Genomic DNA, 19,093 nt, shown 5'->3' with positions numbered 1-19,093 from the left:
CGACCCGCCTTAAGCGTCCGGCAAGATTGGAAATTTCGGTTTGCCGCCAATTCCTGTGAGTGTTGCAGAAATGGCGAGGTTCGGAGCAGTTGGTTAAATAACGGGCGCGTTCGGATAGGCCTGAAGAACAGGGCCCAATGCCTGCTTGAGCGGGTCCAGATGCGATTCGAATTTTTGCCAGTGCTCGACCGCGTCTTTGAAGATCGGCCGCCGGACCTGCTCGGAACTGGCGGTGCGCACGGCGCGGTCATTCTCATGCGGTGACAGGCAGGCCTCTTCGAAGGGTAGGCCACAGTGGTCCAGCAGGGCGCGGATTTCCGCCTCCGGGTCGGCGATCATGTGCTCGTAGATCACCCGATGCACACGGCCGGGCAGCACCGCATCGAAATGCGCCATCAGCTCGACGTAGTCGGCGTAGTAGCGGCCGATGTCGCTCAAGTCGTAGCTGAACGCCTGCCCCCGCGCGAAGTGCTGCTTGAACCCCGAGAAGCAGCAGCCCAGCGGATGGCGGCGGGCGTCGATGATCTTCGCGTTCGGCAGGATCAGGTGGATCAGCCCGGCGTGCGCGAAGTTGTTGGGCATCTTGTCGATGAAGAACGGCCGGTCGGTCTTCCGCTGGATACGCGTGCGCTCCAGGAACTCCTCGCCCAGGGCTTTCAGGTCGTCGGGCGACAGGTCGGCGAGGCTCTCGGGGTAGCTCGACTCGGCGCGGGTGGCGGTCCTGCCGCCCAGGCGCCGGGCCATGACGATCAGGTCGGGCAGCTCCATGGTGCCCTCGACCATCGAGTGGCTGGCCAGGATCTGCTCGACGAGGGTCGAACCCGAGCGCGGCAGGCCGACGATGAAGATCGGGTCTGGGGCGGCGCTGCCCTGCCCCGCTCGCTCGGCGACGAAGGCGGGCGTGAACACGGCCTTGGTGCGGGCGGTGTCGGCGGCGTTCTCCTCCGGATCGTATTCCAGCTGCGCCCGGCGGATCGCGGCGCCGGCGGCGTAGTGCTCGAACGCGGCGTCCCACAGTTCGGCGTCCTCGTGCGCCTTGCCCAGAGCGTAGCGCAGATGCAGGCGGTCGTCGTCGGACAGGCCTTCGGCGTCCAGCGCCGTGGTCATGGCGGCGAGGTCGGCGTCGTCGAACTTGACGGTCTTGAGGTTCGCGAGACTCCACCAGACCTCGCCCAGGGTCGGGGCCTGGTCCAGCGCCCGGCGATAGGCCGCGACGCAGTCGGCCTGGCGGCCCACCGTCTTCAGCGCGTGGCCGTAGCTCATCCAGCCCTTTGGCTGGTTGGGATAGTCCGCCAGCACCCGGTCATAGACGGCGATGGCGCGGTCGTACTCGCCCAGGCGCGCCAGGATCGCGGCGTAGAGGTTGGCGTAGCCGGGATGGCGCGCGTCCTTGGCCGTCAGGGTCTCGATCTGCGCCAGGGCTTCGAGGTTCTTGTTCTGGCGATAGAGCATCGTCGCCAGATTGTGCCGCGCGGCGGCGAAGTTCGGGGCCAGCTCGACGCAGCGGGTCAGCAGGTTCTCCGCATCGGCGTAGCGACCCAGCCGCGCGCCGGTCTCGGCCAGCATGCGGATCGCGGCGACGTCGCCGGCGTCGGCCTTCAGCCGCTCGCGCAGGATCTGTTCGGCCACGCCCAGGCGATTCTCGGACAAGGCCGTGGCCGCCTCGACCAGGGCCGGGTCGCGGGTCGAGGCGCGCAGCTGGCGGGCGAGCGCCTTCTCGGCGCCGGCGCTGTCGCCCAGCAGGTCGAGGTTTTCGGAGAGACCCCGCCAGGCTTCCGACAGGCGCGGTTCAAGCGCGCTGGCGCGGTCGAAGGCGCGGACGGCCTCGGCGGTGCGGCCCAGCCGCTCCAGGCTGAGCGCCAGCTCCAGCTGGGCCAGCGGCATGTTGGGCAAGGCCTGGGCCAGGGGCGCGACAGTCTCGAGCGCGGCTTGCGGATGGCCGGAAAGACGAAGCCCGGCGGCCAGGACCCGAGTGGTGTCGGCGTGGCGCGGGACGGCTTCCAGGATCGCCCGCGCCTGCTCGACCGCCAGATGCGGCGCCGTCTCCAGAAGCCGCTCGGCGTGATCGAGCGCCGCGGCGAGGCTGACGGCGGGCTGGGCGGTCGTGGACTCCATGGGGCGAGGAGAGCGGGGCGAGGGTATGGGTGTCAATCAAATCTGCTCCCCCGCTGGGAGAGCTGTCGCGGAGCGACTGAGGGGGCGGCGCCGCCAACGCCGAGCTGCCCCCTCCGGCCCTCTGGGCCACCTCCCCCAACGGGGGAGGAGAGTTGAAGCTACTTCCCCGTCACCGCCTTGTCGGCCTCGGCATTCCGCTTGGCTCCCTCGCCCGCCGTCCGATCGATCGCGCCCTTCTCGAAGCGCTTCTTCAGCTCCGCCAGCGTGTAGGCATTTCCCCACTCGAAATGCCCGAACACCTTCTGGGCCTCGGGGTTGTCGCCATAGCCGGTGTTCGTCAGCCGCACGCGCGTCTTGGCCCCGCCCTCGATCGGCGTGAACTCGATGATCGTCACCGTCTTCTGGAACTCGCCCTTGCCGGCGAAGCCCTCGGGGGCCTGGATGTTGCGGATCACCAAGAGGTGGTCGGGGATGAAGGTGACGATCTGGTTTTTGATGTTACTGGGATCGCCGATCTTGGCCTTCGGATCGTAGCTGGCCTCGATCGCGCCGCCGGTGCGCAGGTCGACATTGGCCACGGCCACCGCCCAGCTCTTGAAGCCGTCCGAGGTGGCGAACGCGTCGAACACCTGGTGCGGCGTGGCGGGAATATCCATCGACAGCTGCAGCGCCTTCTGGCCGGCGGCGTCGACATAGCTGGTGTTCGAGACGCCCGGGAAATCCTTCCAGCTGCGCGCCTGTTGCGCCTGCGCGGTTCCCGCGAAAGCCAGCAGCGCGGCGGCGGCGATCATGGTCGACTTCAGCATCTCGGCTCTCCCCAGCCCTTGAATGACCATTCAAGCCAAGCACGACTTGATTGATCGCTCAAGCGAAAAGTTGACTGATCGTTCAAGCGTGGTACCCAAGACACCATGGCCCCTTCAACCGCGCTAGACACCCGGCGACGCATCCTGCTGACGGCGATGGAGCTGTTCGCCGCCAAGGGCTACGGCTCGACCTCGGTGTCGGACATCCTCTCGCGCTCGCAGGCCAACAGCGGCAGCCTCTACCACTTCTTTCCCGGCAAGCAGGACGTGCTGGTCGGGGTGCTGGAGATGTACCGCGACGGCATCCACGAGATGCTGCTGAACCCGGCCTGGCGCGGGGTCGAGGACCCGATCGAGCGCATCTTCGCCCTGTTGGCCGCCTATCGCGGCGCCCTGCTGGAGAGCGACTGCCTGTACGGCTGCCCGATCGGCTCGCTGGCCCTGGAGTTGCACGAACCCGACCCGCCGGTGCGCGAGCTTCTGGCCGAGAACTTCCGCAACTGGACCACCGCCATCGAAGGCTGCCTGCAGGACGCCGACCTGCCGCCGGGCGCGGACCTGAGGGGCCTGTCGGAATTCATTCTGACGACCATGGAAGGCGCGGTCATGCAGGCGCGGACCCATCGCGAGATCGGCTATTTCGACCGCAGCATCGCGCAGTTGCGGCAGCATATGGTGTTGTTGACGGCGAAGCAGTTCGCCTAGGCGGAGCGTGATCCTCGCCCTTCGACAAGCTCAGGGTGAGGATCAAGTCAGCCGCAGTAGGAAACCTCACCCTGAGCCTGTCGAAGGGCGAGGTTGCCGGGCCTACAGCCGATCCCGCAGCGCGTACCAGCTCAGCCCCGCCACCGTCAGCGGCCAGCGCAGCAACCGCCCGCCCGGAAACGGCGGCGTCGGCAGGCGCGACATCAGCTCGACCCCGCCCGTATCCCCCAGCGCCGCCTCTGCCAGCAGCCTGCCGACATAGGGCGCCAGCATCACCCCCTGCCCCGAATAGCCCGAGGCCACCCGCACGCCCGGCGCGATCTCGCCGACGAACGGCATGCGGCTCATGGTGATGCCCAGGGTCCCGCCCCAGGCGTGGGTGATCTGCACCTCGGCCAGCCGCGGATAGACCTTGGCCAGGTTCTTGCGGACCATGCCGGCGATGTCGCTCGGAAAGCCCGGGCGATAGTTCTCGCCGCCGCCGAACAGCAGCCGGCCGTCGGAGGTCTTGCGGAAATAGTTCACGACGAAGCGGCTGTCCGACACCGCCGCGTTCGAGCGGATGATGTCGTCGGCGACCTCGCCGAGCGGTTCGGTGACGGCGATGAAGTTGTTGATCGGCATGACGCGCGCCCGCGCCCGTCCGGCCATGGCGTTGAGCAGGCCATCGCCGCTGAGGATCAGCTGGTCGCAGACGACGCGACCGGTCGTGGTTTCGACGAAGATCTTGCCGGCCTCGCGTCGCCAGGTCTCGGCGCGAGTGTTCTCGTGGATCACGGCGCCCGCCGCCATCGCCTGCCGCGCCATGCCCAGAGCGAGCTTCAGCGGATGCACGTGGCCGCCGCCGCGATCGACCAGCCCACCGTGGTAGACGCCCGTCCCTAGTTCGGCGGCGAGGTCGGCTTCGTCGATCAGCTCCAACTGGTCGTAGCCGTAGTGGTCCGCCATCAGCGCCGCATACGCCGCGTCCTCGGCCTCGCCGCCGGGCTTGTGGCGGGCGTGGATCATGCCCGGTCGCCAGTCGCAGGGAACCGTATCGGTCAGGGCCTTGAAGTGGGCGCGGGCGTCCTCGGCCAGGCGCCACAGGGCCAGGGCGTCGTCACGGCCGACGGCCTTCTCCAGCCAGGCCTGGTCGCGCCGCTGGCCGGTATGAACCTGCCCGCCGTTGCGGCCAGTGGCGGCGCAGCCGATGCGGCCGGCTTCGAGGACGACGGCGCGAGACCCCAAGGCCCGCGCCGCGCCGAGACCCGTGAAGCCCGCGCCGACGATGCAGACCTCGGCCTGGGTGTCGCCGTCGAGCGGCGGGAGGTCGAGGTGGTCGTGGGCGGTAGCGGCGTACCAATTCCCTGCGCCGTAGACCTCAGACATTCAGCAGCAGGAACTCCCGCTCCCACGGGCTGATCGTGCGCATGAAGGTCTCGTACTCGGCTTGCTTCACGCGGTCGTATGCCTGGCAGAAGGTCGGGCCCAGGATGTCGACCAGCGGCTGGCAGGCTTTGAACAGCGCCAGGGATTCCGACAGGCTGCGCGGCAATTGCACGCCCGCAACGCTGGCGTCTGTCGCGACCGGCGCGCTGGGCGTCAGACCGCCGACCATACCGAGATAGCCGCAGGCCAGAACCGCCGCGATCGCCAGATACGGATTGGCGTCCGACGAGGGGATGCGGTTTTCCAGGCGGCGGTTGGCCGGGTCCGACGGCGGCACGCGCAGGCCGCAGGTGCGGTTGTCGTAGCCCCACTGGGTGTTCACCGGCGCGCCCGAGTCCCGCGCGATCCGGCGGTAGCTGTTCACGTACGGCGCCAATATCGCCATGATCGCCGGCAGGTAGGTCTGCTGCCCGCCGATAAAGCCGTGGAACAGCGCCGTCTCCTGCCCGTCCTCGTCCGAGAACAGGTTGCGGCCCTTCCTGTCGACGATCGACTGGTGGATGTGCATGGCGCTGCCGGGCTCGCTGGCCATGGGCTTGGCCATGAACGTCGCGTAGATCTCGTGCTCCAGCGCCGCCTCGCGGATGGTGCGCTTCATCATGAAGACCTGGTCGGCCAACTCCAGCGGATGGCCGTGCCGCAGGTTGATCTCCATCTGCGCCACGCCGCTTTCGTGGATCAGGGTGTCGATCTCCAGGCCCTGGCGCTCCGAATATTCGTACATGTCCTCGAACAGGGCGTCGAACTCGTTGACCGCGCTGATCGAATAGCCCTGGCGGCCTGTCTCCGGACGCCCCGACCGGCCGACCGGGGGTTTGAGCGGATAGTCAGGATCGGTGTTGCGCTCGACGAGATAGAACTCGATCTCCGGGGCCACGATCGGGTTCCAGCCTCGCTCGGCATAGAGGGCCAGCACCCGCCGCAGCACCTGGCGCGGGGCCTCCTCGACCGGCCGGCCGTCGGGGTGGAAGGCGTCGTGGATCACCTGCGCCGTCGGGTCCTGGGCCCACGGCACGGCGGCCAGGGTCGCGAAGTCCGGGGTCAGGAAGATGTCAGTGTCGGCCTGCACCGCGTTCACCGCCCCCTCGAACTCGGGGAAGTCGCCGGCGATGGTCTGGTAGAACACCGCCAGCGGCAGGTTCATCGATGGCGTGCCGAGGAACTTGCGCACCGGCATGATCTTGCCGCGCGCCACGCCCGCCAGGTCTGGCACCACGCACTCGATCTCCTCGATGCTCTGCCGCGCGAACCAGGCCTGCGCCTCCTCCAGGGTCGAGACGCCCCGGTCCAGGCTGTTCTCGCGCTTGGCCTTGCTGTGCTTGGGCTTCATGACACGCTCCGAGAGCTTGGCAGAAAGCTCGGTTTTTCCGGATTTGTTCTCGAAAAGTTTCTGTTATCGTAGGCCATGGCCGAGCCCGAACCCGACATCTTCGACGAGTTGGAAGACGAGGCGATCTTGGCGGCTGACGCCGAGGCGGACGCCGACTTCGAGGCTGGCCGGACCGTTCCGCACGAGCGTGTGGGGGAGTGGCTCAAGACGTTGGGTACGCCACACCAAACGCCGCCCCCGTATTCGTGGCGAAAGTAATCTGGACCGACCGAGCGATGGCTGATGTCTACGCCATCGTCAGCCATGTCTCCGACCAGTCGCGTCCTATCGCAGCCCAACGGCTGGGCCAAAGGCTGTTCGCCGTTGGCGCCAGCTTGGCGGACCATCCCGAACGTGGCCGCATGAGCACTCAGGGACGTCGCGAGATCGTCGCTGTCCCGCCCTACGTCCTTCGCTATCGCGTCGTGGGAGAAGTCGTCGTCATTGGCAGCGTGCGGCACGGCGCCCGTCGTCCAATCTAGCCTCATGACACCGCCTCCGGTTTGAGGGCGCGGAGCACGGGCTCGGCCTCGGTCAGAGACTGGCGGATGATGGCGACAAGTTTGTCGATCTCGGCGTGGGTGATGATCAGCGGCGGGCAGCAGACGATGCTGTCGCGGATGGCGCGGACCATCAGGCCGTTCTTGATGCAGAGGTCGCGGACGATCGGTCCGGCCTCGCCCTCCTTGTCGAGGAAGCGGTTGTTTGTCCCCTTCTCGCGGACGATCTCGACGGCGCCGATAAGACCCAGCGAGCGGGTCTCGCCGACCAGCGGATGGTCGTTCAAGCTGGCGAGCGCCTTGGCGAGATACGGCCCGGTGTCGTCGCGGGTGCGCTCGATCAGGCTCTCGCGCTCCAGGATCTCGATGTTCTTCAGCGCCACCGCCGCGCAGGTCGGGTGGCCCGAATAGGTGAAGCCGTGGATGAAGTCGCCGCCCTTCTCGCGCAGCTCGGCGACGATGTGGTCCGCCACGCCCACGGCCGAAATCGGCAGGTAGCCGGACGACAGACCCTTGGCCATGGCGATCAGGTCCGGCTTGATGCCGTAGTGCTGGTGGCCGAACCATTGGCCCAGCCGCCCGAAGCCGCAGATCACCTCGTCGCAGACCAGCAGGATGCCGTACTTGCGGCACAACGCCTCGACGGCCGGCCAATATCCGTCGGGAGGGATGATCACCCCGCCCGCGCCCTGCACCGGCTCGCCAATGAAGGCCGCGACGTTCTCGGGACCGACTTCGAGGATCTTGTCCTCGATCTCCTTCACGGCGCGATCGCGGAAGGCGGCCGGGTCTTCGTCGAAGCCGTCGCCGAATTGGTACGGCTGCATCACGTGCTCGACGCCGGCGATCGGCAGGTCGCCCTGCTTGTGCATGTGCTTCATGCCGCCCAGCGAAACGCCGGCCACGGTCGAGCCGTGATAGGCGTTCCAGCGGCTGATGAAGACCGTCCGCTGCGGCTGGTCCTTGAGCTTCCAGTAGTGGCGGACCAGGCGGAAGACCGTGTCGTTGGCCTCCGAGCCCGACGAGTTGAAGAACACGTGGGAGAGATGCCCGCCCATCTTCTCGGCGATCTTGGCCGCCAGGGTCACGGTCGGCGGCGTCGCGGTCTTGAAGAACGTGTTGTAGTACGGCAGCTCCAGCATCTGCTCGTACGCCGCATCGGCCAGCTCCTTGCGGCCGTAACCGACATTGACGCACCACAGGCCGGCCATGCCGTCGAGGATCTGATGGCCTTCCCCATCGTGGATGTAGATCCCGTCGGCGCGGGTGATGATCCGGCTGCCGCCGAGTTCCGCGATGACCTTGTGGTCGGCCTGGGCCGGCAGGTGATGGGCCAGGTCCAGGCGGCGGAGTTCGGCGATGTCGTGGTTGCGGATCGGGACGGTCATGACGCTTTCCCTGCTTTCACTCTGTATTCCGCATCATCCCCGCGAAAGCGGGGACCCAAGCGGTGCTTGTTGTTTCGCTGGAGCACTCGCCGCCAGCTCGGCTTGGGTCCCCGCTTTCGCGGGGATGAGCGGTGTAGGGGTTACGAGAGCAACACCGCCGGCGAACACGCGTGCCAGCACAGCCACACGGTCTCGCCCAGCTTGAAATCCTCCTGGTCCCAACGGGTCAGGTTCGAGCGCTGGACCTTGACGCGCCGCCCTCCGGCGATCTCAACCTCGTAGGTCGATTGCCCACCCAGATAGGCCTCGTGCTTGATCACGCCGGCAATGGCGTTGGTCCCGTGCGGGCAGTCGCCGAGGTTCGGCGGGACGTCGCCTTCCTTCTTGTGCAGCTCGATCTTCTCCGGGCGAATCGCCGCCCAGACCGTGCCGCCGCGCGGGCCGGTGACGCCATGGTCGAGGAAGATGTCCACCGGCAGGTCCGGCGACTTGATCACCGCGTGGCTGGGCTCGTCGACGGCCAGCACCCCCTCGAACAGGTTCACGCTACCGATGAAGTCGGCCACGAAGCGGCTGTTGGGGAACTCATAGAGGTCGCTGGGCGTGGCCACCTGCTGCAGCACGCCCTTGCTCATCACGGCGCAGCGGGTGGCCAGGGCCAGGGCCTCGTCCTGGTCGTGAGTGACCATGATGAAGGTGATCCCGACCTTCTCCTGCAGGGTGCACAGCTCGGTGCGCATCTGCTCGCGCAGCTTGGCGTCCAGGGCCGACAGGGGTTCGTCCAGCAGCAGCACGCGCGGACGTTTGACCAGCGCTCGGGCCAGGGCCACCCGCTGACGCTGACCGCCCGACAGCTGGTCGGGCTTGCGGCCGCCGTAGCCGCCCAGTTGCACCAGATCCAGCGCCTCTTCGACGCGGCGGTCGCGCTCGGCCTTGCTGACCTTGTCGACCACCAGGCCGTAGGCGACGTTGTCGGCCACGGTCATGTGCGGGAACACGGCGTAGGACTGGAACACCATGTTCACCGGCCGCTTGTTGGGCGGCACGTTGGAGATGTCCTGGCCATCGATCAGGATCCGGCCCTCGGTGGGCGTCTCGAAGCCGGCCAGCATCCGCAGCAGGGTGGTCTTGCCGCAGCCCGACGGTCCCAACAGGGCGAAGAACTCGCCCTCGTTGACGGTCAGGGAGACGTCGTCGACGGCCGCCAGCTTGCCAAAGCGTTTGGTGACGTTCTCGAAGGTGATGATCGGTTTGCTCATTTGCCGTCCCCCGCCCCGTGGCCGGCCGTAGCGGCGGGGTCGCCCTGCAGTTTCAACGCCGCCGCGGTCAGCAGCACGGTCAACACGATCAGCACCGTCGAGGCCGCATTGACCTCCGGCGTCACCGAGAAGCGGACCATCGAATAGACCTTCACCGGGAAGGTCACCGTGTCGGGACCGGCGGTGAAGAAGGTGATGACGAAATCGTCCAGGCTCAGCGTGAAGGCCAGCAGCGCCCCGGCCACCAGCGACGGGGCCATGTGCGGCAGGATCACGTCCTTGATGGTGCGGAACTCGCCGGCGCCCAGGTCGCGGGCCGCCTCCTCCATCTCGCGATTGAAGCTGGCCATGCGCGCGCGCACCACCACCGCCACGAACGGGAACGAGAACGACACGTGGGCGATGATGATCGCCCCCAGGTTCAGCGGCCACGGCAAGTCCTGCGGCCAGGGCATGACCCGGGCGAAGAACACCAGCATGGCCACGCCCATGCAGATCTCGGGCACCACGATCGGCAGGGCCAGAGCGCCGTCCAAGGCCGTCTTGCCGGGGAAGCGGAAGCGCCACAGCAACAAGGCCGCCATGGCTCCCAACGCCAGGCTGATCACCGTCGAGACCGCCGCGATCGTCAGGCTGTTGCCGAACGCCTCCAGCAGGGCAGAGTCGTGGAACAGCTTGTCGTAGTATTTGAGGGTGAAGCCCTTCCAGACGATGTTGCGCTTACTGTCGTTGAAGCTGAACACCATCAGGGCGATCAGCGGCGCGTACAGGAAGACGAACACCGCCGCGAGCCAAGCCTGCATCTGCCAGCGGCGCAGGTACTCGAGCGGACCGGGGGGAGCCTTCTTGCTCATGGACACCCCACTCATGCTCGGGCCTCCGGCGTGCGCTTGGCCAGGACCGCCTGGATCGCGATGGCGATGAAGGTCAGGTACATCAGCAGGAACGACATCGCCGCGCCGAAGGGCCAGTCGTTGGCGCGCTTGAACTGGCGCTCGATGATGTTGGCGATCATCTGGCTGTCGGGGCCACCCAGCAGGTCGGGCGTCAGATAGGCCCCGAGCGCCGGGATGAAGGTGATCAGGATCCCCGAGGCGATGCCCGGCAAGGCCAGCGGCACGACCACCTTGAACAGGGTCCGCATATGCCCGGCGCCGAGGTCGAGACTGGCTTCCAGCAGCGACTTGTCCAGGCGGTCCAGGGCTGAATACAGCGGCAGCACCATGAAGGGCAGGTGGACGTAAACGAGGCCCAGGATCACCGCGAAATTGTTGTGCAGCAGCTCCAGCGGCTGGAAATCGCCTAGCGGCTGCAGGCCGACCAGCGCGGCCAGCGAGCCGCCCCCCTTCCACAGCCATTCCAGGCTCTGGTTCACATAGCCCTCGGTGCGCAGCACGGCGATCAGGGCGTAGGTGCGGATCAAGAGGTTCGTCCAGAACGGCAGCATGATCAGCAACAAGAGCCAGGTCTTGGCCTTGTCGGAGGCGAAGGTGATGGCCAGGGCCACCGGGAAACCGATGACCAGGCACAGCCCCGTGGTCAGGGCGGCTACCCAGGCCGACTTCAGGAAGATCTTCAGGTACAGCGGCTCGATCGCCCGGGCGTAGTTGCTGAACGTGCCGCTGATGGCGATCTCGGTCAGGCCGGCGTTGTGGCCGAAGCTGTAGGCCCAGACGATCGCCATGGGCGCGAGGAAGAACAGCACCAGCCACACCAGCGGCGGTCCCAGCGCCGCGGCGAAGACGGCTTTCGCCTGTTTCCAGGATTGTTCCATGGATCCCGTTCCTGAATCTGCTCCCCCGCCGGGGGGGGCTGTCGCGGAGCGACTGAGGGGGCTACTCGGCGCTCGCCGCGCTGCCCCCTCCGGCCCTCTGGGCCACCTCCCCCAGAGGGGGAGGAGAACCCCGTACGAACGTCCTAGGCCGCCCGCACCCGCGTGATGACTTCCTCATAGAGGCTGGCCTTCTCGGCCCCCTCGAAGGCGCCGTACTCGCACTTGGCCATGATGTCCTCGGGCGGGAAGATCACCTTGTTGTCGCGGTATTCCGCCGGCATCAGCGCCTTGGTCGCCGCGTTCGGGGTCGGGTAGAGGATCGTCTTGGTGATCTCGGCCCCGGCCTGGGCGTCCAGCAGGTAGTTGATGAAGGCGTGGGCGTTGTTGGGACGCGGCGCGCCCTTCGGGATGCAGAGGGTGTCGCTGTTGATCAGCGACCCTTCCTTGGGCACCACGAAGTCGATGTCCGGGTCGTCCTTCATCACCTGGGCGATGTCGCCGTTGTATTCGAGGACGAGGTCGACCTCCTTCGAGACCAGCAGGTCCTGGCCGTTGTCGTCGTGGAAAGCCTTCACGAACGGCTTCTGCTTGATCAGCATCTGCTCGATCTTGGGGATCATGTCGGCCGGGATGTCGTTGACCGAGTGGCCCAGATACTTGGCCGCCAGGCGCACCAGGTCGGCGCTTTCCGACAGCAGGGCGATGCGGTCCTTGTACTTGTCGCTGTCGAACAGCCACTTCCAGCTGTCCGGCACGCCATCGACCTTGCTCTTGCGATAGCCGATGCCCAGCAGCAGCCAGGTGTAGGGCATGGAGAACTTGCGGCCCGGGTCGTAGTCCGGATTGAGGAACGCCGGGTCGACGTTCTTCAGGTTCGGGATCTTGGCGTGGTCCAGCGGCTCGAGCAGGTTGGCCTGGCTCATGCGGGTCACGAACTCGTTCGACGGCACGATGACGTCGAAGCCCGGATTGCCCGCCTTGAGCTTGGCGAACAGTTCGTCGTTGGTCGCGAACAGGCTCATGTTCACGTCGACGCCGGAGGCCTTCTTGAAGTCGGCCAACGTGGTTTCACCGATATAGGTGTCCCAGTTGTAGAAGTTCAGCTTGGCCTCTTCCTGGCCCGGCGCTGTCTTCGGCTTTTCGCCGCAGGCGCTCAGCGAGAAGCCGATCGCCGCGGCCCCGAAGGCCGTGAGAAGCGAGCGCCGCGAGGCCCCGCCGTTCCTGTATCCGCTCATTCGAAACTCCCTCATGTTCCGTGCGATGCCTTGCCCTGGACAGCTACTCGTCGTCAGGCGTTGCGGAGATACCAATCGAAATCGAGTTCGGTGACGACCTCGAAGAAACGCGCCTGTTCTGTGCGCTTGACCGAGACGAACATGTCCACGAAGCGGTCGCCGAGATAGTCGCGCAGCACGGCCGACTTCTCGAACAGGTCGACCGCCGCGAACCAGTTGGACGGCAGTCGGATGTTCTGTTCAGCCGCCGCCGCATAGCCGTCGCCGACCACGGCCGGGCCGGGGTCCAGCTTGTTGGCGATGCCGTGGTGGGCGCTGGCCAGCAGAACCGCCAGCACCAGGTATGGATTGCCGTCGGCGCCCGCGACGCGGTGCTCGACATGGCGCGTCTTCGGCGGACCGGCCGGCACCCGCAGCGAGACGGTGCGGTTGTTGACGCCCCAGGTCGGAGCGACGGGCGCGTAGGAATTGGCCTTGAAGCGGCGATAGCTGTTGGCGTTCGGCGCCAGGATCGCCATGCCCTCGCCCAGCAGCACCTTCATGCCGGCGATGGCCTGCTTGAGCAGGGGCGAGCCCTCCAGGTCCTCGGCGGCGCACAGGTTGTTTCCCTCGGCGTCATTGACGCTGAGATGGACGTGGAAGCCGTTGCCGGCCCGCTCGGCCCAAGGCTTGGCCATGAAGGTCGCCTCGCAGCCGTGACGCAGGGCCACGCCCTTGGCGGCGCGCTTGTAGAGCACCGCATCGTCGGCCGCGCGCAGGGCGTCGGGCTTGTGCTTCAGGGTCAGCTCGACCTGGCCCGGGGCGAACTCCGAGATCGCGCCTTCCAGCGGCACGCCCAGCAAGTCGGCGGTGTCCCACAGCTCACGCAGGAACGGGGCGTGGGCCTCCAGTTCGGGCAGGCCGTAGACCTGGATGCCGGTCGGGCGCAGGCCAGTCTGCATCGACTTGGCCGGCATCAGCTCGCCGTTGGGGCCGCGCTGCAGGTCGACGAGATAGTATTCCAGCTCGCAGGCCGCGACGGGGGTCAGGCCATCGGCGGCGTAGCGATTCAGCACCCGCTGCAGCACATGGCGCGGGTCCAGATCGTTGGGCGTCCCGTCCAGCTCGTACATCGACAGCATGACCTGGGCGACGTCGTGGCCCAGCCACGGCGCCAGGGTCAGGGTCCCGGGCACGGGCCGCGCGCGACGGTCGGCGTCGCCGTCCTCCCAGACCAGGCCGGTGTCCTCGCAGTCGGCGCCGTTGGTGTCGACCACCAGCACCGAGCCCGGCAGGAAGCGGCCGTACTCGTAGATCGCCTCCAGCTCATGCACCCGCAGCCGCTTGCCGCGCGGCACGCCGGTCATGCTGGTGAAGAACACCTCGACGAACTTCACCTGCGGATGGGCGGCGAGGAAGTCGCGGCATTCCTGGATATCGGCCACCTGGCTCATGCGTCCCCCATCGCGGTCGCGAAGCCGTCCACGGCCGCGACCAGCCGGTCGATCGCCGCGTCTTCGGTGACGGGCGAGACCAGCATCATGTTGTGAAAGGGCGCGATCAGGACGCCCCGGTTGATCAGCCACAAATGCAGCGCTTCGACCAGATCATGGTCCAGCGCCTGACGCATCTGCTCGGCGTTCTTGGGCGGCGGATCGGCGAAGACCAACTCGACGCGGGCGCCCACATGGACCACCGACCACGGCAGCTTCCGCGCCGCGATCACGCCCTTCAGGCCTGCCACCAACCGCTCGGCGCCGGCCAGCATCCGGGCATAGGCGGCGCCGGTCATGACCTCGCTGAGCATCGCCCGCATGGCGGCCATGGCCAGCGCGTTGCCTGACAACGTGGTGCCGATTCCCGACTGGCCCGGACCGATCCTTAGCTGAGCCGCATCCATCCGCGCCGAGAGCTCGGTGGTGACGCCCCAGACAGCAGCCGGGATCCCTCCCGCGACGGCCTTACCCAGCACGAAGATGTCGGGCTCCAGATCGTAGGCGCGTGTGTAACCGCCGGGGCCGGTCGAGATCGTGTGAGTCTCGTCGATGATCAGCAGGGTCCCGGCGTCGTGGGTCAGCTGACGCAGCGCGTCGAGGAAGCCGGGTTCGGGCAGGATCATCCCGCAGTTGGTCATCGCCGGCTCGGCCAGCACGGCGGCGACGTCGCCGGGCGCGAGCGCGGCTTGCAGCGCTTCGAGATCGTTGAACGGCACGACGCGGGTGGTGGCGGTCAGGTCGTGGACCTGGCCCAGCAGCCCCGGCTTCATCGCCGTGGCGCCGTCCTTCAGCACCACGAAGGCGTCGTCGACCATGCCGTGATAGCAGCCGTCGAACACCAGCACGACCGGCCGGCCCGTCACCGCCCGCGCCCAGCGGATCGCCGCGCGATTGGCGTCGCTGGCCGTGGTTGCCGTCTGCCACAGCGGCAGGCCAAAGCGCTCGGCCAGCAGCTTGCCGACGATCACCGCCGAGGCGGTCGGCAGCATGAAGCCCGCGCCGCGCTTGATCTGGTCGGAGACGGCCGCAGCCACCGAGGCGTCGCCATGGCCGAACATGGCCGGCGTGTCGCCCAGGCAGAAGTCGTCATAGAGCTTGCCGTCGACGTCGGTGATCTGCGCCCCGACGCCCTGGGCCGCGAAGATCGGGCTGGGGCTGGCCCAGTCGTTCATCCAGTGCATCGGCGCGCCGCCACGCCAGACGCCGGCCGCCGCCTTGGCCATGGCCACCGAGCGCGGATGCTCGGCCACGAAGCGCGCGGCTTCGGTCTCCATCAGCAGGTCGATGGCGCGAGGTCCGATGGCTGCGGCGGCTGGGCTCATGCGACCCCGCCGAAACAGAGGTACTTGGTCTCGAAATACTCATTGAGGCCCTCGGACGCGCCCTCACGGCCCAGGCCCGATTCCTTGACCCCGCCGAACGGCGCGACCTCGGTCGAGATCAGGCCTTCGTTGATACCGACCATGCCGGCTTCGATGGCCTCGGCTACGCGCCAGCAGCGACCGACATCGCGGCTGTAGAAGTAGGCGGCGAGACCAAAGGGCGTGGCGTTGGCCAGTTCGATGGCCTGCTCCTCGGTGTGGAACTTCACGACCGGGGCGACGGGACCGAAGATCTCCTCGTTGAACAGCCGCATGTCGGGCGTGGCGTCCGACAGCACGGTCGGCTGGTAGAACAGCCCGCCCAGCGCGTGACGCGCGCCGCCGGTCACCACCTTGGCCCCGCCCTCGACGGCTTCACGGACCAGGGCCTCGACCTTGGCGATGGCCTTGTCGTTGATCAGCGGACCAATGGTCACGCCCTCGCTGGTCCCAGGTCCGACCTTCATCGCCGCGACCTTCTCGGCCAGCCGCGCGACGAAGGCGTCGTGGATGCCGGCCTGGACGATCAGGCGGTTGGCGCAGACACAGGTCTGGCCGGTGTTGCGGTACTTGCTGGCGATCGCGCCATCGACGGCGGCCTCCAGATCGGCGTCGTCGAAGACGATGAAGGGTGCGTTGCCGCCCAGCTCCAGGCTGAGCTTCTTCATCGTGCCGGCGCATTGCGCGTAGAGGATCTTGCCGACGGGGGTGGAGCCGGTGAACGACAGCTTCCGGACCCGGCCGTCGTCGCACAGGGCCTTGCCGATGCCGGCCGAGTCCTTGCCGGTGACGATATTGAGGACCCCCGCCGGCAGGCCGGCCTCGACCGCCAGCCGGGCGATGGCCAGGGCGCACAGCGGCGTCTCGGCGGCCGGCTTGACCACCACCGTGCAGCCGGCGGCCAGGGCTGGGCCGACCTTGCGAGTGATCATGGCGATCGGGAAATTCCACGGCGCGATGGCCGCGCAGACCCCGATCGGCTGCTTGATCGAGGCCAGGCGCTTCTTGGGGTCCGGCGTCGGGATCGTGTGGCCGTAGCCGCGCTTGGCCTCCTCGGCGAACCAGTCGATGAACGACGTTCCGTAGGCCACCTCGCCCTTGGACTCGGCCAGCGGCTTGCCCTGTTCGGCGGTCATCAGTCGCGCCAGGTCGTCGGCGTGGGCGAGCATCAGGTCGCTCCACTTGCGCAGGATCGCCCCACGCTCCTTGGCGGTCTTGGCGGCCCAGGTCGGGAAGGCCCGATGCGCGGCCTCGATGGCCACCCGCGTTTCGCCGGGACCAAGGTCGGCGACCTGGGCGATCACCGTCCCATCGGCGGGATTGAGCACCTCGAACGTCGCGTCGCCCTCGATCCAGAGACCGTCGATGAAGGCTTCGGTTTCAACGAGAGTGAGTGTCATGCTGGTCATTGGGCGGGACTACCTCAGCGTCACGGACACCGACTTCAGGTCGGCGTACTTGTGCAACGCATGAAGGCTGCGGTCACGGCCGAAACCGGACTGCTTGAAGCCCCCGAACGGCATGGTGATGTCGCAGGCGTCCCAGCCATTGACCCAGACCAGGCCCGCCTTCAGCCGCTTCGCCCCGCGCAGGGCGCGGTTGATGTCGGAGGTCCATAGACCGGCCGCGAGGCCATAGACGGTATCGTTGGCCAGGCGGATGGCCTCGTCCTCGCTGTCGAAGGTCATCACGCCCAGCACCGGGCCGAACACCTCCTCGCGGGCCAGGGTGTGGTCGGGCTCGACGCGGTCGAAGATGGTCGGCTCGATGTAGAAGCCGCCGCTCTCCTGGCGCACCCGACGCCCACCCAGCACCCGCCGCGCGCCCTGGCTGTCGGCGGTGGCGATGTAGTCCAGGGCGGTGTTCATCTGCCGCTCGCTGACCATGGCCCCGAACTGGGCGGTCGGATCCAGCGGGTCGCCGACCCGGATGTCTTTAGCGACCGCGACCACGCGCTCGAGGAATTCGTTCTTGATCGAGGCCTCGACCAGCAGGCGCGAGGCGGCGGTGCAGACCTCGCCCTGGTTATAGAACACGCCCCAGGCGGCGGCCTGGGCTGCGGCGTCCAGGTCCGGGCAGTCGGCGAAGACGATCTGGGGCGACTTGCCGCCCAGCTCCAGGCTGACCCGCTTCAGGTTCGAGCGGGCCGAATATTCCATCAGCTTGCGACCGACCGGACCCGAGCCGGTGAAGGCGATCATGTCGACATCGTTCGACAGGGCCAGAGCCTCGCCGGCGACCTGACCCAGGCCGGGAACGACATTCAGCACGCCGGGCGGCAGGCCCGCCTCAAGAGCCAGCTCGCCCAGCTTCAGGGCCGTCATCGGCGACTGCTCGGCGGGTTTGAGGACGACCGAATTGCCCATGGCCAGGGCCGGCGCGACCTTCCACATCGCCATGTGCAGCGGGAAGTTCCACGGCACGATCGCGCCGATCACGCCCAGCGGCTCGTGGACGGCGTAGCTCAGGCGGTCGGTCGGCGACGCGCCCACCTCGCCATAGACCTTGTCCAGCGCCTCGGCGTACCAGCGGCACGTGCCGATCGCGAGCGGGATGTCGACATTGCGGGCGTCGCTGATCGGCTTGCCGACGTCCAGACTCTCCAGCAGGGCCAGCTCGTCGGCGTCGCGCTCCATCAGCTCGGCCAGGCGGAACAGGACCTTCTTCTTCTGGCGGGGCCCAAGGTCGCGCCAGCGGCCGTCCTCGAAGGCCGTGCGGGCGCTGAACACGGCCAGGGCCACGTCCTCGCCCTGGCAGGCGGCCATCAGGTTCAGAACCTGACCGTCGCGCGGCGACACGTTATGGAAGGTTGCGCCCGACACGGATTCGACCCGCGCGCCGTCGATGATCGCCTGGCTGGGCAGCTCCAGCCGCGAGAGGCGTTCAGTGATGTCGGCGGGCAAGGTCACGCGGGCAATCCATACTCATTGTGATCACAGTTTCGAGGGCAGCCGGAAGTGTCAAGCACCCGACGCTAAGCGCTCGCCTCCACGGCCGCCCGCATCTTGTCCATGCCTTCGGAAAGATCAGCGGCGATGGCGCGGCGGGCGCCCTCCGCGTCGCGGATCTTCAGCGCCTCGATAGCCTCGGTGTGGCGGTCGGCGACCAGGACGTCGGCCCCAACCCGGCCGAACACCACCCGCATGAACGGTCCGACCTGCAGCCACAGCCCACCGGCCATGGCCTGCAGCACCTCGGCCTCGGCGCGCTCGTAGATGGCGAAGTGGAAGGCGTGGTTGGCGGCCATGTAGCGGTCGACGTCGCCCAGCCGCAGACCCTCGTCCAGATCGGCGTCGATGGCCTGCAGTTGGCGAATCAAGCTGGCGTCGGCGTTGGCGGCGGCGCGGGCGGCGAGCTCGGGCTCGACCCACAGGCGGGCCATCGAAAGCTGCTCCAGCCGGTCGGCGGTCAGCGACGGCACGGACAGGCGCTTGTTGGCCGGATTGATCGCCAGGGCCCGCTCGGCGACCAGCCGACGAACGGCGTCGCGCACCGGCATCGGCGACACGCCCAGCTCGGCCGCCAGGCTGCGCAAGCTGACGCCCTTGCCCGGCGCGATCCGGCCGATGATCACGGCCTGGCGGATCGCCTCGTACACCTGGTCGTGCACGGCTGTTGAATCGGCGAGCGGCCTGCGGGTCTTCATCCGTCGTGTTCCGTGAGGGCTTGTCAGTTGAC

Annotated in this window: 17 protein-coding genes; 3 read left to right on the top strand and 14 right to left on the bottom strand. The window is 67.6% G+C overall.

Annotated elements, in window-relative coordinates:
- Positions 1-93: 93 nt before the first annotated feature.
- Complete coding sequence (locus tag AC07NN_RS10225) at positions 94-2,115, bottom strand: tetratricopeptide repeat-containing sulfotransferase family protein (RefSeq protein ID WP_494640315.1); 2,022 nt, start codon at positions 2,113-2,115, stop codon at positions 94-96.
- A 158-nt stretch (positions 2,116-2,273) separates the two neighbouring features.
- Positions 2,274-2,921, bottom strand: coding sequence for an SRPBCC family protein (locus tag AC07NN_RS10220; protein WP_494640313.1), 648 nt, complete (start codon positions 2,919-2,921; stop codon positions 2,274-2,276).
- Positions 2,922-3,026: 105 nt separating this feature from the next.
- Here AC07NN_RS10220 and AC07NN_RS10215 point away from each other — a divergent pair, with 105 nt between their 5' ends.
- Entirely contained in the window at positions 3,027-3,626 is a 600-nt protein-coding gene (locus AC07NN_RS10215; protein WP_494640311.1) for a TetR/AcrR family transcriptional regulator, read from the top strand.
- A gap of 102 nt (positions 3,627-3,728) precedes the next feature.
- Here the strand turns inward: AC07NN_RS10215 and AC07NN_RS10210 are convergent, their stop codons facing one another.
- Together AC07NN_RS10210 and AC07NN_RS10205 are read right to left on the bottom strand one after the other, a co-directional pair.
- Positions 3,729-4,994, bottom strand: coding sequence for an NAD(P)/FAD-dependent oxidoreductase (locus AC07NN_RS10210; protein WP_494640309.1), 1,266 nt, complete (start codon positions 4,992-4,994; stop codon positions 3,729-3,731).
- Entirely contained in the window at positions 4,987-6,384 is a 1,398-nt protein-coding gene (locus tag AC07NN_RS10205) for a glutamine synthetase family protein (RefSeq protein ID WP_494640307.1), read from the bottom strand. Before AC07NN_RS10205 ends, AC07NN_RS10210 begins: the two co-directional genes overlap by 8 nt.
- Before the next feature lie 75 nt (positions 6,385-6,459).
- Here AC07NN_RS10205 and AC07NN_RS10200 point away from each other — a divergent pair, with 75 nt between their 5' ends.
- Positions 6,460-6,642, top strand: a complete 183-nt coding sequence (locus tag AC07NN_RS10200; protein ID WP_494640304.1) for an antitoxin — start codon at positions 6,460-6,462, stop codon at positions 6,640-6,642.
- Positions 6,630-6,905: a type II toxin-antitoxin system RelE/ParE family toxin gene (locus AC07NN_RS10195; RefSeq protein ID WP_494640303.1), complete on the top strand. Its 276-nt coding sequence runs from the start codon at positions 6,630-6,632 to the stop codon at positions 6,903-6,905. Before AC07NN_RS10200 ends, AC07NN_RS10195 begins: the two co-directional genes overlap by 13 nt.
- A 2-nt stretch (positions 6,906-6,907) precedes the next feature.
- On the opposite strand, the gene AC07NN_RS10190 is transcribed toward AC07NN_RS10195, so the two are convergent.
- The 10 genes from AC07NN_RS10190 to AC07NN_RS10145 all read right to left on the bottom strand — a co-directional run bounded on the left by AC07NN_RS10190 (position 6,908) and on the right by AC07NN_RS10145 (position 19,061).
- The gene (locus tag AC07NN_RS10190) at positions 6,908-8,311 is read right to left on the bottom strand and encodes an aspartate aminotransferase family protein (protein ID WP_494640300.1); all 1,404 of its coding nucleotides are present in this window, start codon (positions 8,309-8,311) and stop codon (positions 6,908-6,910) included.
- A 140-nt stretch (positions 8,312-8,451) separates the two neighbouring features.
- A complete protein-coding gene (locus AC07NN_RS10185) occupies positions 8,452-9,570 on the bottom strand; it encodes an ABC transporter ATP-binding protein (RefSeq protein WP_494640296.1) in 1,119 nt (372 codons plus the stop codon).
- On the bottom strand, positions 9,567-10,439 hold the full coding sequence (locus AC07NN_RS10180; protein WP_494640290.1) for an ABC transporter permease: 873 nt from the start codon (positions 10,437-10,439) through the stop codon (positions 9,567-9,569). The genes AC07NN_RS10185 and AC07NN_RS10180 overlap by 4 nt, the downstream gene beginning before the upstream one ends.
- Entirely contained in the window at positions 10,436-11,344 is a 909-nt protein-coding gene (locus tag AC07NN_RS10175) for an ABC transporter permease (RefSeq protein WP_494640284.1), read from the bottom strand. Before AC07NN_RS10175 ends, AC07NN_RS10180 begins: the two co-directional genes overlap by 4 nt.
- A gap of 143 nt (positions 11,345-11,487) precedes the next feature.
- Positions 11,488-12,579: an ABC transporter substrate-binding protein gene (locus tag AC07NN_RS10170; protein WP_494640279.1), complete on the bottom strand. Its 1,092-nt coding sequence runs from the start codon at positions 12,577-12,579 to the stop codon at positions 11,488-11,490.
- A gap of 53 nt (positions 12,580-12,632) precedes the next feature.
- Positions 12,633-14,012: a glutamine synthetase family protein gene (locus AC07NN_RS10165; RefSeq protein WP_494640272.1), complete on the bottom strand. Its 1,380-nt coding sequence runs from the start codon at positions 14,010-14,012 to the stop codon at positions 12,633-12,635.
- A complete protein-coding gene (locus tag AC07NN_RS10160; RefSeq protein WP_494640267.1) occupies positions 14,009-15,376 on the bottom strand; it encodes an aspartate aminotransferase family protein in 1,368 nt (455 codons plus the stop codon). Before AC07NN_RS10160 ends, AC07NN_RS10165 begins: the two co-directional genes overlap by 4 nt.
- Positions 15,373-16,824 (bottom strand): NAD-dependent succinate-semialdehyde dehydrogenase, encoded by a 1,452-nt coding sequence (locus tag AC07NN_RS10155; RefSeq protein ID WP_494640262.1) that lies wholly within the window; start codon positions 16,822-16,824, stop codon positions 15,373-15,375. Before AC07NN_RS10155 ends, AC07NN_RS10160 begins: the two co-directional genes overlap by 4 nt.
- 9 nt (positions 16,825-16,833) lie before the next feature.
- The gene (locus AC07NN_RS10150) at positions 16,834-18,333 is read right to left on the bottom strand and encodes an aldehyde dehydrogenase (RefSeq protein WP_494641832.1); all 1,500 of its coding nucleotides are present in this window, start codon (positions 18,331-18,333) and stop codon (positions 16,834-16,836) included.
- Positions 18,334-18,389: 56 nt separating this feature from the next.
- Complete coding sequence (locus tag AC07NN_RS10145; protein ID WP_494640257.1) at positions 18,390-19,061, bottom strand: GntR family transcriptional regulator; 672 nt, start codon at positions 19,059-19,061, stop codon at positions 18,390-18,392.
- Positions 19,062-19,093 lie beyond the last annotated feature (32 nt).

Source organism: Caulobacter sp. GW821-FHT09H08 (assembly GCF_059415885.1).
The sequence above is the reverse complement of the archived record's forward strand: the minus strand, read 5'-3'. Positions and strand labels throughout refer to the sequence as shown.

Bases quoted from the DNA above. Each gene is read 5' to 3' on its own strand.
- AC07NN_RS10225 (WP_494640315.1), bottom strand. From the start codon at position 2,115: ATGGAGTCCACGACCGCCCAGCCCGCCGTCAGCCTCGCCGCGGCGCTC.
- AC07NN_RS10220 (WP_494640313.1), bottom strand. From the start codon at position 2,921: ATGCTGAAGTCGACCATGATCGCCGCCGCCGCGCTGCTGGCTTTCGCG.
- AC07NN_RS10215 (WP_494640311.1), top strand. From the start codon at position 3,027: ATGGCCCCTTCAACCGCGCTAGACACCCGGCGACGCATCCTGCTGACG.
- AC07NN_RS10210 (WP_494640309.1), bottom strand. From the start codon at position 4,994: ATGTCTGAGGTCTACGGCGCAGGGAATTGGTACGCCGCTACCGCCCAC.
- AC07NN_RS10205 (WP_494640307.1), bottom strand. From the start codon at position 6,384: ATGAAGCCCAAGCACAGCAAGGCCAAGCGCGAGAACAGCCTGGACCGG.
- AC07NN_RS10200 (WP_494640304.1), top strand. From the start codon at position 6,460: ATGGCCGAGCCCGAACCCGACATCTTCGACGAGTTGGAAGACGAGGCG.
- AC07NN_RS10190 (WP_494640300.1), bottom strand. From the start codon at position 8,311: ATGACCGTCCCGATCCGCAACCACGACATCGCCGAACTCCGCCGCCTG.
- AC07NN_RS10185 (WP_494640296.1), bottom strand. From the start codon at position 9,570: ATGAGCAAACCGATCATCACCTTCGAGAACGTCACCAAACGCTTTGGC.
- AC07NN_RS10180 (WP_494640290.1), bottom strand. From the start codon at position 10,439: ATGAGTGGGGTGTCCATGAGCAAGAAGGCTCCCCCCGGTCCGCTCGAG.
- AC07NN_RS10175 (WP_494640284.1), bottom strand. From the start codon at position 11,344: ATGGAACAATCCTGGAAACAGGCGAAAGCCGTCTTCGCCGCGGCGCTG.
- AC07NN_RS10170 (WP_494640279.1), bottom strand. From the start codon at position 12,579: ATGAGCGGATACAGGAACGGCGGGGCCTCGCGGCGCTCGCTTCTCACG.
- AC07NN_RS10165 (WP_494640272.1), bottom strand. From the start codon at position 14,012: ATGAGCCAGGTGGCCGATATCCAGGAATGCCGCGACTTCCTCGCCGCC.
- AC07NN_RS10160 (WP_494640267.1), bottom strand. From the start codon at position 15,376: ATGAGCCCAGCCGCCGCAGCCATCGGACCTCGCGCCATCGACCTGCTG.
- AC07NN_RS10155 (WP_494640262.1), bottom strand. From the start codon at position 16,824: ATGACCAGCATGACACTCACTCTCGTTGAAACCGAAGCCTTCATCGAC.
- AC07NN_RS10145 (WP_494640257.1), bottom strand. From the start codon at position 19,061: ATGAAGACCCGCAGGCCGCTCGCCGATTCAACAGCCGTGCACGACCAG.